Source organism: Crossiella cryophila, assembly GCF_014204915.1.
Lineage (GTDB): Bacteria > Actinomycetota > Actinomycetes > Mycobacteriales > Pseudonocardiaceae > Crossiella > Crossiella cryophila.
This window is the reverse complement of record NZ_JACHMH010000001.1, coordinates 322,887-337,341: the sequence shown is the minus strand read 5'-3', so window position 1 is coordinate 337,341 and position 14,455 is coordinate 322,887. Positions and strand designations below refer to the sequence as shown.

The following is a 14,455-nucleotide window of genomic DNA, read 5'->3' as shown; positions in this document are numbered from 1 at the left end:
GCGCAACCCCCCGGGACTCGTTACTGTCCCGTGATCGTTCCCGGGACACCAGGTTTCGGGAGTGGTTCGCACCAAACAGGGAGACGTGTGTCGGGGCTCGTCGACCAGCCGTGGCGTGCCTTGCATGAAAACCGCCTCCTGGAGGTATCGACCCCGTGACAGGAACCGGCAGACCCCGTGGTGTTGCCGTGGGTACTGGAACGTTCGAGGACACCTCTTCTTCGGACTCCTGGTTTGAGCAGAACCCCGCGCAGAACGTGGCCGTGCTGGACCGGCCTGCGTTCCGGGGCGTCAACCTGGACCACCCCAGCCATCCGTCGATGTCCCTGAGCGTCACCACCGATGACGTGCTCCAGGTCCTCGGTCCGGACGCCTACGCGCTGCTGGACAGCGTGGACGTCGACATCGACGAACTCATCGGCCTGCTCAACGCCGAGACCACCATGCTCCCGGCACTGCGCGATCTGCGGCCGGAGGACGACGCGGACCGCGAGGCCCGCGCCAACGGCGAGGTCCCGCCGGTGCTGGTGGAGGCCGTCACCGACTGGAAGCGCCGCTTCCTCAAGGCCGGTGTGGCCGCCGCGCTGATCACGCTGACCGGCGGCGGTGCCGCGGCGGTCGCGATGGACAAGCAGGTCACCGTCGACATCGACGGCACCCAGCACACCGTGCGCACCTACGCCAGCACGGTCGCCCAGGTCCTGGAGGACCAGGGGCTGTCCACCAAGGCGCACGACGCGCTCAGCCCGTCCCCGCAGGCCTCCATCGCCGACGGCGGCAAGATCGTGCTCGAGCGCGGTCGCCAGCTGAAGATGACCGTGGACGGCCAGCCCACCGAGTCCTGGGTGCGCGCCCGCACCGTCGGCGACGCGCTCAACCAGCTCGGCATCAACCACGACGGCGCCTGGCTGTCCAAGGACCGCACCGCGGCCATCCCGGTGGACGGCCTGGCGCTGGAGATCAAGACCCCGAAGAACGTCACGCTCTTCGACGGCGGCAACGAGCCGCAGCGGATGAAGACCACCGCGCTGACCGTCTCCGAACTGCTCCAGCAGCTCCAGCTCAGCCTCGGCCCGTCCGACGCGGTCAACCTGGGCGCGGACGGCAAGATCAGTGACGGCGCGGAGATCCACGTCAGCCGGACCGGCGTGACGGTGGTGAACAAGAAGGAGACCATCGAGCCCCCGGTCGAGAAGACCGAGGACCCGACCATGATGCGCGGTGAGCAGAAGGTCGAGGACCCGGGCACGCCCGGCGAGCAGATGGTCACCTACCGGGTCACCATGAAGAACGGCAAGGAGACCGCCCGGGAGAAGCTGGGCACCAAGGTCGTCAAGGAAGCCAAGCCGAAGAAGGTCAGGGTCGGCACCAAGCTGCCCCCGGACGGCGCGGTCTGGGACAAGCTGGCCGGCTGTGAGGCCACCGGCAACTGGGCGGCCAACACCGGCAACGGTTACTACGGCGGCCTCCAGTTCAACGCGGGCACCTGGCGGGCCTACGGCGGCGCGCAGTACGCCGCCCTGCCGCACCAGGCGTCCAGGGAACAGCAGATCGCGGTGGCCACCAAGCTGCGCGACGCCCGCGGCGGCTATGGCGCCTGGCCGCACTGTTCCTCGAAGCTGGGCCTGCCCAAGTAGTCTCTGGCGCGTGACTGAAACTCCGGCACCGGCCGGGCCGCAGGGCGTCTCGCTCCTCGGCCCGGCCGATGTGCGTCGGCTGGCCGCCGAGCTGGACGTGCGTCCCACCAAGAAGCTGGGGCAGAACTTCGTGCACGACCCCAACACGGTGCGCCGCATCGTGTGGGAGGCCGGGCTCACCGCCGAGGACGTCGTGCTTGAGGTCGGGCCGGGACTCGGCTCGCTGACCCTGGCGCTGCTGCCCGCCTGCCGCTCGGTGGTCGCGGTGGAGATCGACCCGGTGCTGGCCGGACTGCTGCCGACCACCGCCGCCGAACGCGCGCCCGAGCTGGCGGCGAACCTGCGGGTGGTGCTGGCCGACGCGATGCGGGTGCGGGCCGCCGACCTCGGCGAGCCGGCGCCGACCGCGCTGGTGGCCAACCTGCCCTACAACGTGGCCGTGCCGGTGGTGCTGCACCTGCTCGCCGAACTGCCCTCGCTGCGCACCGGCCTGGTCATGGTGCAGGCCGAGGTCGCCGACCGGCTGGCCGCCGGTCCGGGCAGCCGGATCTACGGTGTGCCCAGCGTCAAGGCCGCCTGGTACGCCGGGATGCGCCGGGCCTCCGCGGTGCCGCGCGCGGTGTTCTGGCCGGTGCCCAACGTGGACTCCGCGCTGGTCGCCTTCACCCGCAGGGCCGAGCCAGAGGGTGCGGACAAGGCCGCGGTGTTCGCGGTGATCGAGGCCGCCTTCGCCCAGCGCCGCAAGGGCCTGCGGGCCGCGCTGGCGAACTGGGCGGGCTCGGCCGACCGGGCGGGCCGGGTGCTGGCCGCGGCCGGGATCGAGCCGACCGCCAGGGGCGAGCAGCTCGACATCCACGCCTTCGTCAAGATCGCCAAGACCGAGGCGGAGCTCGGGGAATAACCACGCTGGGTGCCGTGTTGACCCCAGGGGGTGTGCTCGTCACACCTGCTTGTTCGTTACAGCATGTGATCTGGCGAACGAACCACGGCCGAACGGGCGGACGCACTTGCTTTTCTTCGCCCCGTTCAGCTCTACTGTCCTAGTAATCCATCCCGAGCGGCCGAGAGACCTGGATCTGTGAAGCCGCAGCAACCGCCCAGTCACTGGGCAGGTGCTACCGCCAGGAGCGATGGAGCAGACATGAAGCTCATGCACGTACTTACGCGCCGACGCGTAGTCGATCACGGCCGTCGCACGGTCACCGGTTGTCGATCCTGACCGGTCTGCCGCCCGTCTGACGGCGCGCTCTCCTCCACCAGAACGCTCTACCCGCTTTCTGCCCGGGATTCATCCGGGCGACAGGTGTGCGCGGGCCGCCGAGCGCGGTTCCGCCCTGCCATGGAGACATCGTGATCACAGTTGAGAACCTGACCAAGGCCTACCGGGGCCGCAGTGGCACGACCGTCGCACTCGACGGCGTCTCGCTCCAGGTCCCCGCTGGAACGGTGTGCGGCGTCGTCGGCGAGAGCGGGGCGGGCAAGTCCACGCTCGCCCGGTGCATCGCATTGCTGGAACAGCCCGACTCGGGCGGCATCCTGGTCGACGGCACCGACCTGGTGACCCTGCGCGGCTCCGCGCTGCGCGCCGCCCGCCGCCAGATCGGCGTGGTGCCGCAGAACGACTCGCTGCTGCGCCAGCGCACCGCGGCCGGCAACATCGCGCTGCCGCTGGAGGCCGCGGGCGCGCCGGTGGAGGCCAGGCGCAAGCGGGTGGTCGAGCTGCTGGACCTGGTCGGCCTGGCCGACAAGGCAGGCAACTACCCGGACCAGCTCTCCGGCGGGCAGCGCCAGCGGGTGGCCATCGCCCGTGCGCTGGCCGCCAACCCCTCGGTGCTGCTGGCCGACGAGCCCACCTCCGCGCTGGACCCGGACACCACCGCCTCGGTGCTGACCGTGCTGGACCGGGCCCGCGCCGAACTGGGCGTGACCGTGCTGGTGGTCACGCACGACATGGGCGTGGTGCGCCGGATCTGCGATGACGTCGCGGTGCTCGACCGCGGCCAGGTGGTGGAGCACGGCAAGGTGCTGGACCTGGTCACCCAGGCCGGTTCGCGCACCTCCGGCGCGCTGCTGCCGGGCGTGGAGGACATCGTGCGCGCCGGGGACACCGACGCCCGCTTCGACCGGGTGGCCGACGTGGTGCTGGTCGGTTTCGCCGCGGTCGGCGCGCTGCTGCCCGAGGCGGCCAGCCGCTTCGAGGTGGACCTGAACCTGCTTGGCGGCGGGATGACCCGTCTCGCCGACACCCCCGTGGCCCGGTTCCGGGTCGCGTTGACCGGAGCCAACGCCGACTCGGCCTTCGACTGGATCGCCGAGCGCGGCGCCGTCGTCCGCCGCCGGCCCACCGTGCTCGCTGGAGGAGCAGCCGCGTGAAACAGGCAACACCCTGGGCGGAAGTATTCGACAAGCTCGCCCAGGCGGGGGCCGAGACCGGCCTGATGGTCGGACTCGGCACCCTGTTCGCGGTGCTCGGCGGCGTCCCGCTCGGCGTGCTGCTGCACGCCAGCGCGCCCGGCGGACTACGACCGCAACCGGTGGTCTACCGGGTGCTGGGCTTCATCGTCGACCTGACCAGGTCGCTGCCGTTCATCATCCTGCTGGTCGCGCTCATCCCGCTGACCCGCGCGCTGGTGGGCAGCTACATCGGCAGCGGTCCGGCGACCGTGCCGCTGACCATCGGCGCCATCCCGTTCCTGGCCCGGCTGGTGCAGTCCGCGCTGCGGGAGGTGCCGGTCGGCGTGGTCGAGGCCGCCCTGACCACCGGCGCGAGCAAGCCCAAGATCGTGCGCAGTGTGCTGGTCAAGGAGGCCGGTCCGGCGTTGATCTCGGCCATCGGGGTCACCGCGGTCGCGCTGATCGGCTACTCCGCGATGGCCGGCGCGGTCGGCGGCGGCGGCCTGGGCAACCTGGCCATCACCTACGGGTACCAGCGCTTCGACTCCCGACTGCTCTACACCTCGGTGGCCGCGCTCGCCGCGCTCACCTTCCTCGTGCAATACCTCTTTGATCTTGTTTCGCGCACGGTCGACCGTCGCCGCCAGATCACCGTCTAGATAGGACCAGTTCCATGCGCGTGAGCGCCCTCATCGCGACCGTCGTCACCGCCGCCCTCACCCTGACCGCCTGCGGCGGCGGCGCCGACAACGCCGCCAACCAGGAGGCCACCCTGCGGGTCGCGGTCAGCCCGGTACCGCACGCCAAGATCCTCAACTGGGTCAAGAACAACCTGGCGGCCAGCAAGAACCTCAAGATCGAGGTGGTGGAGTTCCAGGACTACGTGCTGCCCAACACCTCGCTGGTGGACAAGCAGCTGGAGGCCAACTACTTCCAGCACGTGCCCTACCTCACCGAGTTCCTCAAGGAGCGCGGCGGCGACCTGAAGTTCGTCACCCCGGTGCACATCGAGCCGCTGGCGGTGTTCTCCAAGAAGGTCAAGAACATCGCCGACCTGCCCAGCGGCGGCAAGGTGGCGCTGTCCCAGGACGCCTCCAACCAGACCCGCGCGCTCAAGCTGCTGCAGGCCAACGGCGTGCTCAAGCTCAAGCCGGGCACCGAGGCCGGCGCGGCGCTCAAGGACATCGGGGAGAACCCGAAGAACCTCAAGTTCGTCGAGCTGGAGCCTGCCCAGCTGGCCCGCAGCCTGGATGACACCGACGCCTCCATCGTCAACGGCAACTACGCCATCGACGCCGGGCTGGACCCGATCAAGGGCTCGCTCGCGGTGGAGAAGGCGGAGAACAACCCCTACGCCAACGGCCTGGTCACCCGGCCGGAGCTGGCCGAGGACAAGCGGATCAAGGCGCTGGCCGAGCTGCTGACCTCGCAGCAGACCAGGGACTACATCCAGAAGGAGTTCGGCGGCGCGGTCATCCCCGCCTGAACGGCTCCACCTGGGCACTGAGCGCGACCGTCCGGCTCCCGCCCGTGGCACACTTTCGCCAACCGGCAGAAAGTCGTCCGCGGAGCGGGAGCCGGACGTGTTTTGTCGATCGAGCACGTAGGCTGGGAGCGTGCTGGCAGTCGTTCCACCACCGGTCATCGTCCGCGCCCCGGCCAAGGTCAATGTGCATCTTGCCGTCGGGGATGTGCGCAAGGACGGCTACCACGACCTGCTGACCGTCTTCCAGGCGTTGTCCCTGAACGACGAGGTCACCGTCGCGGTCGCCGACGAGCCGGGGATCGAGGTGGTCGGCGACAGCGCGGAGATGGTCCCGGCCGACTTCTCCAACCTGGCCTGGAAAGCGGTGGAGGCGCTGGCCGAGTACGTGGGCCGCGATCCCAAGGACCCCAAGGTCCGGGTGCACATCCGCAAGGGCATCCCGGTGGCAGGCGGCATGGCCGGTGGCAGCGCGGACGCGGCCGCCACCCTGGTCGGGCTGGCCTCGCTGTGGAAGCTGGAGATCGGCAAGGACGAGCTGGCCGACGTGGCCGCCGCGCTCGGCGCGGACGTGCCCTTCTGCCTGCACGGCGGCACCGCGCTCGGCTCCGGCCGGGGCGACCGGCTGGTCCCGGTGCTGGCCAGGCACCAGTTCCACTGGGTGCTCGCGCTCGACCACGAGGGCCTGTCCACGCCCTCGGTGTTCAAGGAACTGGACCGGCTGCGCGCCGAGGGCGAACCGCCCCGCGTCGGCGCGGTCGAACCCGTGGTGGAGGCACTGGCCACCGGCGACCCGCGGCAGCTCGCGCTGCTGCTGGGCAACGACCTGCAGGCCGCCGCGGTCTCGCTGCGTCCCGCGCTGCGCCGCACCCTGCGGGCCGGGGTGGACGCGGGCGCGCTGGCCGGCATCGTCTCCGGCTCCGGCCCGACCTGCGCGTTCCTCTGCCAGGACGGCGAGTCCGCGGTCCGGGTCGCCGCGGAGCTGTCCGGGGTCGGCGTGTGCCGTACCGTGCGAGTGGCACAGGGGCCGGTGCACGGCGCCAGGGTGATGAGCGTCGAGGAAGCCCCTCGTGCCGCTCCGCCCGAGGTGCACGCCTAGGACCTGCTGGTCCTGCGCGGTCGGCAACTCAAGTGGAGAACGCGAACTTCTGATGGTCAACCTGGTCAACCTGGAGTCCGTGTCCAAGTCCTACGGCGTTCGGCCGTTGCTGGACGCGGTCTCACTCGGCGTGTCCCAAGGCAATCGCATCGGCGTGGTCGGCCTCAACGGCGGCGGCAAGACCACGCTGCTGGAGGTGCTCGCCGGGGTCGAACCGCCCGATGAGGGCCGGGTCAGCCGCAGCCGCGACCTGCGGATGGCCGTGGTCACCCAGCGCAGCGAACTCCCGGCCGGGGCCACCGTGCGCTCGCTGGTGCTCGACCCGCTCGGCTTCGCCGCCGAACACGAGTGGGCGGCCGATCCCAAGGCGCGCAACGTGATGGACGGGCTCGGCGTGACCGCGCTCGGCCTGGACAGCCCGCTGGATGAGATGTCCGGTGGCGAGCGCCGCCGGGTCGCGCTGGCCGCGGCGCTGGTCCAGGAGCTGGACCTGATCGTGCTGGACGAGCCGACCAACCACCTGGACGTGGAAGGCGTGCGCTGGCTGGCCGAGCACCTGCTCACCCGGCGCGGCGCGCTGGTGGTGGTCACCCACGATCGCTGGTTCCTGGACACGGTGTGCACCACGACCTGGGAGGTCGTGGGCGGCAAGGTCGAGCAGTACGAGGGCGGTTACGCGGACTGGATCTTCGCCCGCGCCGAGCGCGCCAGGGTCGCGGACACCCTGGAGGAGAAGCGGAAGAACCTGGCCCGCAAGGAGCTGGCCTGGCTGCGCCGCGGCGCGCCCGCCCGCACCGCCAAGCCCAGGTACCGGATCGAGGCCGCGGAGAGCCTGATCGCCGACGTGCCGCCGCCGCGGGACACCGTCGAGCTGGTCAGCTTCGCCCGCCGCCGCCTCGGCAAGACCGTGCTGGAGATCGAGAACGTCGACCTGTCCATCCCGGACCGCGCCCTGCTGACCGACGTCACCTGGCGGATCGGCCCCGGCGACCGGATCGGCCTGGTCGGCGTCAACGGTTCCGGCAAGACCACCCTGCTGCGCCTGCTCGCCGGCGAACGCGAACCCGAGGCGGGCAAACGCATCCAGGGCCAGACGGTCCGGCTGGCCCACCTGTCCCAGGAACTCACCGACCTGCCACCGACCCTGCGCGTGCTGGAGGCGGTGGAGGAGGTCGCCCGCCGGGTGACGCTCGGCAAGCGCGAGCTGTCAGCCAGCCAGCTGGCCGAACTCTTCGGCTTCCCGGCCCAGCGCCAGTGGACCCCGGTCGGCGACCTCTCCGGCGGCGAACGCCGACGGCTGCAGCTCGCCCGCCTGCTGATGGCCGAACCCAACGTGCTGCTGCTCGACGAGCCCACCAACGACCTGGACATCGACACCCTCCAGCAGCTGGAGGACCTGCTCGACTCCTGGCCGGGCACCCTGGTGGTGGTCAGCCACGACCGGTACCTGGTGGAACGCGTCTGCGACCAGGTCGTCGCACTCTTCGGCGACGGCAAGATCGCACACCTGGTCGGCGGCATCGACGAGTACCTGCGCCGGCGCGAGGAAAGCGGCCAGTTGGGCCTGATCGCCCGAGCCACCCTGCCCGTCGAACCCACCGCCCCAGCCCCACCCCCCACCGGCCCCAGCGCCGCCGACACCCGGGCCGCCCGCAAGGAACTCGCCCGCCTGGAACGCCAGTTCGAGAAGCTGTCCAAGCGCGAGACCCAGCTGCACGCCGCCCTGGCCGAGGCCGCGACCGACCCGTCCCGGCTGCTGGAGCTGGACGCGGAACTGCGCACGGTGCTGGCGGAGAAGGCGGACGTGGAGGAGCAGTGGCTGCTGGCGGCCGACGACGCCGAGTAGCCCCGACCTCACCCCGGCAACCGCACCAGCATCTTCCCGGTGTTCGCCCCCTCGAACACGCTCAGGAACGCCGACACGGTGTTGTCGAACCCCTCGACCACCGTCTCCGCGGTCCGCAGCGTGCCGTCCGCGAGCCAGCCCGACGCCTGCCCGAGCCACTCCGGGAACAGGTGGAAGTAGCTGGTCACCAGCATGCCGCGGAGGGTGGCTTCGCGGCTGGCGGCCAGGAACAGGTTGTCCGGGCCGGGGACCGGGGTGTTGTAGCCGCTGATCATGCCGACCATGGCGATCCGGCCGTGTGGGCGGATGGCGCCGATGGCGGCCTGCAGGTGGTCGCCGCCGACGTTGTCGATGTAGACGTCGATGCCGTCGGGGGCGGCCTTGGCCAGCTGGCCGGGCAGGTCGCCGGCGCGGTAGTCCAGGGCGGCGTCGTAGCCGAAGTCGCTGACCAGTTTCGCCGCCTTGGCCGGGCCGCCTGCCGAGCCGATCACCCGGGTGGCGCCGAGTTTGCGGGCCACCTGGCCTGCGACGCTGCCCACCGCGCCTGCCGCGGCGGAGACGAACACCACGTCGCCGGGCAGGACCGGGGCGATCTCCTTGACCGCGGCGTACGCGCTCAGGCCGGTGGTGCCCAGCACGCCGAGGTGGGCCTGCGGTGGGGCCAGGGCGGGGTCGATCACGTTGACCATCGGTGAGGCCGCGTCCAGCAGGGCGTGTTCCCGCCAGCCGTCGAAGTGCACCACGGTGGCGCCGACCGGGATCTCCGGCGCCGCGCTGTGCAGCACCTCGCCCACCGCGTGCCCCTGCAGCGGGCCGCCGACCGGGAACGCCCCGATGTAGCTCTCGCCCGCGTTCATCCGGCCGCGCATGTACGGGTCCACCGACAGCCAGGTGTTGCGGACCAGGATCTGGCCGGGGCCGGGGTCCGGCAGGTCGACCTCGGTGATGGTGAAGTGCTCCTGGCCGGGCGCGCCGGCCGGGCGGGCGGTCAGGTGGATCTCGCGGGTCTTCGTCGTCATGGTCAGGACTGTGGCAGCGGCCGCGCACGGTCCGCTGATGATTTTCTGACGGTTAGCGTGAGCGCATGCGTTTCGGGGTGCTGGGACAACTGGCCGTGTGGACCCGTGCGGGCAGCCCGGTGCGGGTGCCCGAGGCGAAGGTTCGTGCCCTGTTGGCTGCCCTGCTGGCCCACGACGGCGGGCCGGTGAGCGCGGACCGGCTGATCGCCGACCTCTGGCGGGAGCGGCCGCCCGCCAACGCGGCGAACACCTTGCAGACCAAGGTCTCCCAGCTTCGCCGGGTGCTCGGCCGGGACGCGGTGACGCACGAACCGGCCGGCTACCGGCTCCACCCGGCCGAGGTCGACGCGGACACCTTCGCCGAGCTGACCCGCCAGGCCGCCGCGAGCGCCGACCCGCGAACCAGGGCGGGGCTGCTGGCCGACGCGCTCGCTCTCTGGCGCGGGCCCGCCTACGCCGACTTCGCCGACGCGGAGTTCACCATGGCCGCCCGCACCCGCCTGGAAGAACACCGGCTGACCGCGCTGGAGGAACTGGCGCGGACCCGGCTGGAACTCGGCGAGCACGCCCGGCTGGCCGACGAACTCGGCCCGCTGACCCGCGAGCACCCACTGCGCGAACGCCTGCGCGCCACCCACCTGCGCGCGCTCTACCTGGCCGGGCGGCAGCACGAAGCCCTGGCCGCCTACGAGGACCTGCGGCACCGGCTGGCCGAGGACCTGGGCGTGGACCCAGGGCCCGAGCTGACCGCGCTGCACCAGGCGATGCTCACCCAGGACCCGGCGCTCACCCCGGTGCGCCGCGGCGGCAACCTGCCCGCCCCGCTGACCGGGCTGATCGGCCGAACCGAGGCGCGGCAACGGGTCCGGGAGCTGCTCGGCGAGACCCGGCTGCTCACCCTCACCGGGCCCGGCGGGGTGGGCAAGACCAGTCTCGCGCTGGCCGCCGCCGGTGAACTGGCCGCGCCGGACGGGGTCTGGCTGGTCGAACTCGCCGGGCACACCGGATCGCTGGCCGCCACCGTCGCCGCGGTGCTGGGTATCCGGGAGGAGTCCGGTGATCCGGCGCGCAGGCTGACCGAGGCGGTGCGCGGCCGGAACCTGGTGCTGTTGCTGGACAACTGCGAGCACGTGATCGAACAGGCCGCCGAACTGACCGCCGCCCTGCTGCGGGCCGCCCCCGGACTGCGAGTGCTGGCCACCAGCCGGGAACCACTGCGGCTGCCCGGCGAGATCCGGCACGAGGTGCCGCCGCTGGCCCTGCCGGACGCGATCAGCCTGTTCACCGCCAGGGTCGAGGCTTCCGGTGGGGTGCTGGACGATCCGGCCGCGGTCAGCGCGATCTGTGCCAGGCTGGACGGCCTGCCGCTGGCCCTGGAACTGGCCGCCACCCGGGTCCGCGCCCTCGGCGTGCGACTGCTGGCCGAGCGGCTGGACGACCGGTTCCGCCTGCTGGCCAACGGATCCCGCGGCGTCCCGGCCCGGCAGCGCACGCTCTGGGCGGTGATCGACTGGAGCTGGGACCTGCTCACCGAACCGGAACGCCTGGTGCTGCGCAGGCTGTCCGTGCACGCCGACGGCGCCACCCTGGCCGCCGCCGAGGCCATCTGCGCGCAGGACGGTCTGGACGTGCTGGACGCGCTCACCGGCCTGGTCGACCGCTCGCTGCTGCTCGCCCTGCCGGGGCCGCGCTACCGGCTGCTGGAATCCATCGCCGCCTACGCCCGCACCCGCCTGGCCGAGCACGGCGAACAACCCGAGATCCGGCAACGCTTCCTCGCCCACTACACCGAACTGGCCGAACAGGCCGAGCTGCGCGGACCGGACCAGCGGGACTGGCTGACCCGCCTGGACGCCGAGTCCGCCAACCTGCGCGCCGCCCTGGACCTGGCCGAGGAACCCACCGCCACCCGGCTGGGGACCGCCCTTGCCTGGCACTGGTTCCTGCGCGGCCGCTACCGGGACGCGCACACCGCGACCACCGGCTCCTGGCGGGCCGCCTTCGCCCTGCTCACCGACGACCCCGGTACTGATAAGTCCACAGTGGACAGTCCATTGGCGACCTGGTTCCTGGCCTGGGCACACCTGCACCTCGGTCAGACCGCCGCCGCCGAAGCCCTGCTCACCGAGCACCCCGGCGACCGCTGGCTGACCGCGGCCACCCTGGTCGCCAGGGCCAAGCTGGCCGGCTTCCGCGGTGAGCTGGCGGCCACCGAGGCGGCCGGGCGGGACAGCCTGGCGCTGTTCACCGAACTCGGCGACGACTGGGGCCGGTTGCAGGCGATGGACGTGCTGGCCTACGCCGCCGAGGTCACCGGCGACTACCCGGCGGCGGCCGAACTGCACGCCGCCGGACTGCGGATCGCCCAGGACCTGCGGCTGTGGACCGACGTCTCCTACCGGCTCTCCGGACTGGGCCGGATCGCCCTGCTCACCGGCGAGCCCGAGCGCGCCGCCGACCTGCACCGGCGGGCCCGCGACCGCGCCGTCGAGCAGGCCAACCCGTTCGCCGAGACCTTCGCCACCGTCGGCCTCGGCCTCGGCGCCCGCCGCCAGGGCGAGCTGGACACCGCCGAGCGGCTGCTGAGCGCGGCACTGGCCTGGAACCGCGGCCTGGCCCAGCCCTACTACGGCGCGCCGCTGCTACTGGCCGAGCTGGGCTTCCTGGCCGAGATCCGCGGCGACCGGGCGCAGGCCCTGGCCCTGCACCGGGAAGGGCACGCCATCGCCGAGCGCCTGGCCGACCCACGGGCGATCGCGCTGGCCCTGGAGGGCCTGGCCGGAGCGAGTGCGGACCCGGCCGAGGGGGCCAGGCTGCTGGGCGAGGCCACCGCGTTGCGGGCGGCCACCGGCACGCCGCTGCCGGTGGCCGAAGGCCAGGACGTCAGCCGGATCGAGCGGCGGCTGCGGGCCGAGCTGGGTGCGCGGTACGAGGCCGAGTTCAGCGCTGGTGGTACTCGCCGATCTCCGCGCTGAAGTGGGCAGGGTCCTCCGGGCAGGTCCACCTGGCTGACTCGGCGGCCACCGGCGTCACCGGGTGGTCGTGGCCCGGACAGCGCGGCGCGGCGAAACCGCGGTGCTCGCGGACCAGCTGCTGCAACTCCTCGGCGGCCCGCGCGACGAACTCCGGATCCGACTCCGCGGCGCCGGGAGCGTCCCGCCCGACCACCGATTCCCAGCGCTCCGGGTAGAAGGTCACCTCGTACAGGGCCAGGTCAGGGTGGTCGGCCATCAGCTCCGCGTACACCTTGAGGCTGGGGATGCCCTCCTCGGTGACCTCGCTCAGATCGGCGATGACCTTCTTGGCCGTGCCGACCACCAGTTCGGCAGTCTCGGTGGAAGATCGGTTCAACGCCACCAGAGGACGATAACTCGCGCTACTTTCGATGTTGTGAGCCGGTTCGTTGAGACGATGGTGGCCACCGCGGGGAACCCAGTGCGACGTGGCATCACCACGGGCGCCCCGCAGGAGCCGATCCGCCGCACCTGGTCCGAAGTCCACCTGCAGGCCCGCCGGATCGCCGGCGCCCTGCTCGCCGCCGGGGTCTCCCCCCGGGACTCGGTCGGCGTGCTGGCCGCCGACCCGGGCCTGATCGCGCCCGCGGTGCAGGGCATCTGGCTGGCCGGGGCCAGCGTGACCATGCTGCACCAGCCCACCCCGCGCACCGACCTGGTGGCCTGGGCCGGGGACACCGTGCGCACCCTGCGCATGATCTCCTCGGTCACCGTGGTGCTGGACGAGACCTTCGCCGCGCTGGCCGAGCCGTTGCGGGACAAGGGCATCCGGGTGCTGCCGGTGCTGGAGCTGACCGGCGGCGCACCCGCCGAGCCAGTGCACTCCGACGAGGACGACCCGGCGTTGCTCCAGCTCACCAGCGGCTCCACCGCCGAACCCAAGGCGGTGGTGATCAGCCACGGCAACCTGATCGCCAACATCGAGGCGATGACCATCGCGGCCGAACTCGCGCCGGAGACCGATGTGATGGTCTCCTGGCTGCCGCTGTTCCACGACATGGGCATGGTCGGCTTCCTCACCGTGCCGATGACGGTGGGCATGGAGCTGGTCAAGATCACCCCGGTGGAGTTCCTGCGCTCCCCGCTGAGCTGGCCCGAACTGATCACCACCTACCGCGGCACCATCACCGCCGCGCCCAACTTCGGCTACGCGGTCTTCGCCCGCCAACTGTCCAAAGTGGACGATGAGAGCCGGTTCGACCTGTCCCGGCTGCGGATCGCGCTCAGCGGGGCCGAACCCATCGACCCGGCCGTGACCCGTGGCTTCACCGAACAGGGCGCGCGCTTCGGCATGCCAGCCGAGTGCGTGCTGTGCGCCTACGGCATGGCCGAGGCCACCCTGGCGGTCTCGTTCGCGCCACTGCGCACCGGGCTGGTCCTGGACGAGGTGCGCGGCTTCCCGCTGCTCGGCCCGCCACTGCCCGGCCTTGAGGTACGCGCGATCGGCGCGGCCGGAGAGGTGTTGCCCGAGCACGAGATCGGCGAACTCCAGGTGCGCGGCGCCGCGGTCACCGCGGGCTACCTCACCGTGGACGGGCCGCTGGCCACCCAGGACGAGCAGGGCTGGCTCTCCACCGGCGACGAGGGCTACCTGGCCGGCGGTCAGGTGGTGGTCTGCGGCAGGCGCAAGGACGTGATCATCCTGGGCGGCCGCAACATCTACCCCACCGACGTGGAACGCGCCGCCTGCGCCGCCCCGGACGTGCGGCCGGGCAACGCGGTCGCGGTGCGCTGGGACGGCAACGGGCGGGAACGGCTGGCCGTGGTGGTCGAATCCCGCCGCGCGGGCGAGGCCGAGGCGGTACGGCTGATCCGCAAGAACGTGGCCGCCGAGGTCGTGCACGCACTCGGCGTGCGACCCAACGCGGTGGTCGTGCTGCCGCCAGGCGAGCTGCCCAAGACCCCCTCCGGCAAGCTGCGCCGGACCGAGGTGCGGGAGCGGCTGGGGGAGTGGCTCTAGCGG

General features: G+C 72.1%; 11 protein-coding genes and 1 riboswitch. Of the genes, 9 read left to right on the top strand and 2 right to left on the bottom strand.

Annotated features, from left to right (window positions below):
* Positions 1-188: 188 nt before the first annotated feature.
* The 7 genes from HNR67_RS01555 (at position 189) to HNR67_RS01525 (ending at position 8,459) form a co-directional block, all read left to right on the top strand.
* Complete coding sequence (locus HNR67_RS01555) at positions 189-1,637, top strand: transglycosylase family protein (RefSeq protein WP_312986192.1); 1,449 nt, start codon at positions 189-191, stop codon at positions 1,635-1,637.
* Positions 1,638-1,647: 10 nt separating this feature from the next.
* On the top strand, positions 1,648-2,538 hold the full coding sequence (gene rsmA, locus HNR67_RS01550; RefSeq protein WP_312986191.1) for a 16S rRNA (adenine(1518)-N(6)/adenine(1519)-N(6))-dimethyltransferase RsmA: 891 nt from the start codon (positions 1,648-1,650) through the stop codon (positions 2,536-2,538).
* Between the two features lie 144 nt (positions 2,539-2,682).
* A riboswitch (SAM riboswitch) is annotated at positions 2,683-2,774 on the top strand.
* 213 nt (positions 2,775-2,987) lie between these two features.
* Positions 2,988-4,010 carry a methionine ABC transporter ATP-binding protein gene (locus HNR67_RS01545; RefSeq protein ID WP_185000211.1) on the top strand — a complete coding sequence of 341 codons (1,023 nt, stop codon included), beginning with the start codon at positions 2,988-2,990 and terminating at the stop codon, positions 4,008-4,010.
* Complete coding sequence (locus tag HNR67_RS01540) at positions 4,007-4,690, top strand: methionine ABC transporter permease (RefSeq protein WP_312986190.1); 684 nt, start codon at positions 4,007-4,009, stop codon at positions 4,688-4,690. The genes HNR67_RS01545 and HNR67_RS01540 overlap by 4 nt, the downstream gene beginning before the upstream one ends.
* A gap of 14 nt (positions 4,691-4,704) precedes the next feature.
* Positions 4,705-5,517 carry a MetQ/NlpA family ABC transporter substrate-binding protein gene (locus tag HNR67_RS01535; RefSeq protein WP_185000210.1) on the top strand — a complete coding sequence of 271 codons (813 nt, stop codon included), beginning with the start codon at positions 4,705-4,707 and terminating at the stop codon, positions 5,515-5,517.
* A gap of 130 nt (positions 5,518-5,647) precedes the next feature.
* Entirely contained in the window at positions 5,648-6,613 is a 966-nt protein-coding gene (locus tag HNR67_RS01530; protein WP_185000209.1) for a 4-(cytidine 5'-diphospho)-2-C-methyl-D-erythritol kinase, read from the top strand.
* 52 nt (positions 6,614-6,665) lie between these two features.
* A complete protein-coding gene (locus tag HNR67_RS01525; protein WP_185000208.1) occupies positions 6,666-8,459 on the top strand; it encodes an ABC-F family ATP-binding cassette domain-containing protein in 1,794 nt (597 codons plus the stop codon).
* 8 nt (positions 8,460-8,467) lie between these two features.
* Here the strand turns inward: HNR67_RS01525 and HNR67_RS01520 are convergent, their stop codons facing one another.
* Positions 8,468-9,478, bottom strand: a complete 1,011-nt coding sequence (locus tag HNR67_RS01520) for an NADP-dependent oxidoreductase (protein ID WP_185000207.1) — start codon at positions 9,476-9,478, stop codon at positions 8,468-8,470.
* A 65-nt stretch (positions 9,479-9,543) separates the two neighbouring features.
* Here HNR67_RS01520 and HNR67_RS01515 point away from each other — a divergent pair, with 65 nt between their 5' ends.
* Positions 9,544-12,453: a BTAD domain-containing putative transcriptional regulator gene (locus HNR67_RS01515; protein WP_185000206.1), complete on the top strand. Its 2,910-nt coding sequence runs from the start codon at positions 9,544-9,546 to the stop codon at positions 12,451-12,453.
* Here HNR67_RS01515 and HNR67_RS01510 read toward each other — a convergent pair.
* Positions 12,419-12,835 (bottom strand): histidine phosphatase family protein, encoded by a 417-nt coding sequence (locus HNR67_RS01510; RefSeq protein ID WP_185000205.1) that lies wholly within the window; start codon positions 12,833-12,835, stop codon positions 12,419-12,421. The genes HNR67_RS01515 and HNR67_RS01510 overlap by 35 nt on opposite strands.
* 33 nt (positions 12,836-12,868) lie before the next feature.
* Here HNR67_RS01510 and HNR67_RS01505 point away from each other — a divergent pair, with 33 nt between their 5' ends.
* Positions 12,869-14,452 carry a fatty acyl-AMP ligase gene (locus HNR67_RS01505; protein ID WP_185000204.1) on the top strand — a complete coding sequence of 528 codons (1,584 nt, stop codon included), beginning with the start codon at positions 12,869-12,871 and terminating at the stop codon, positions 14,450-14,452.
* Positions 14,453-14,455: the final 3 nt, after the last annotated feature.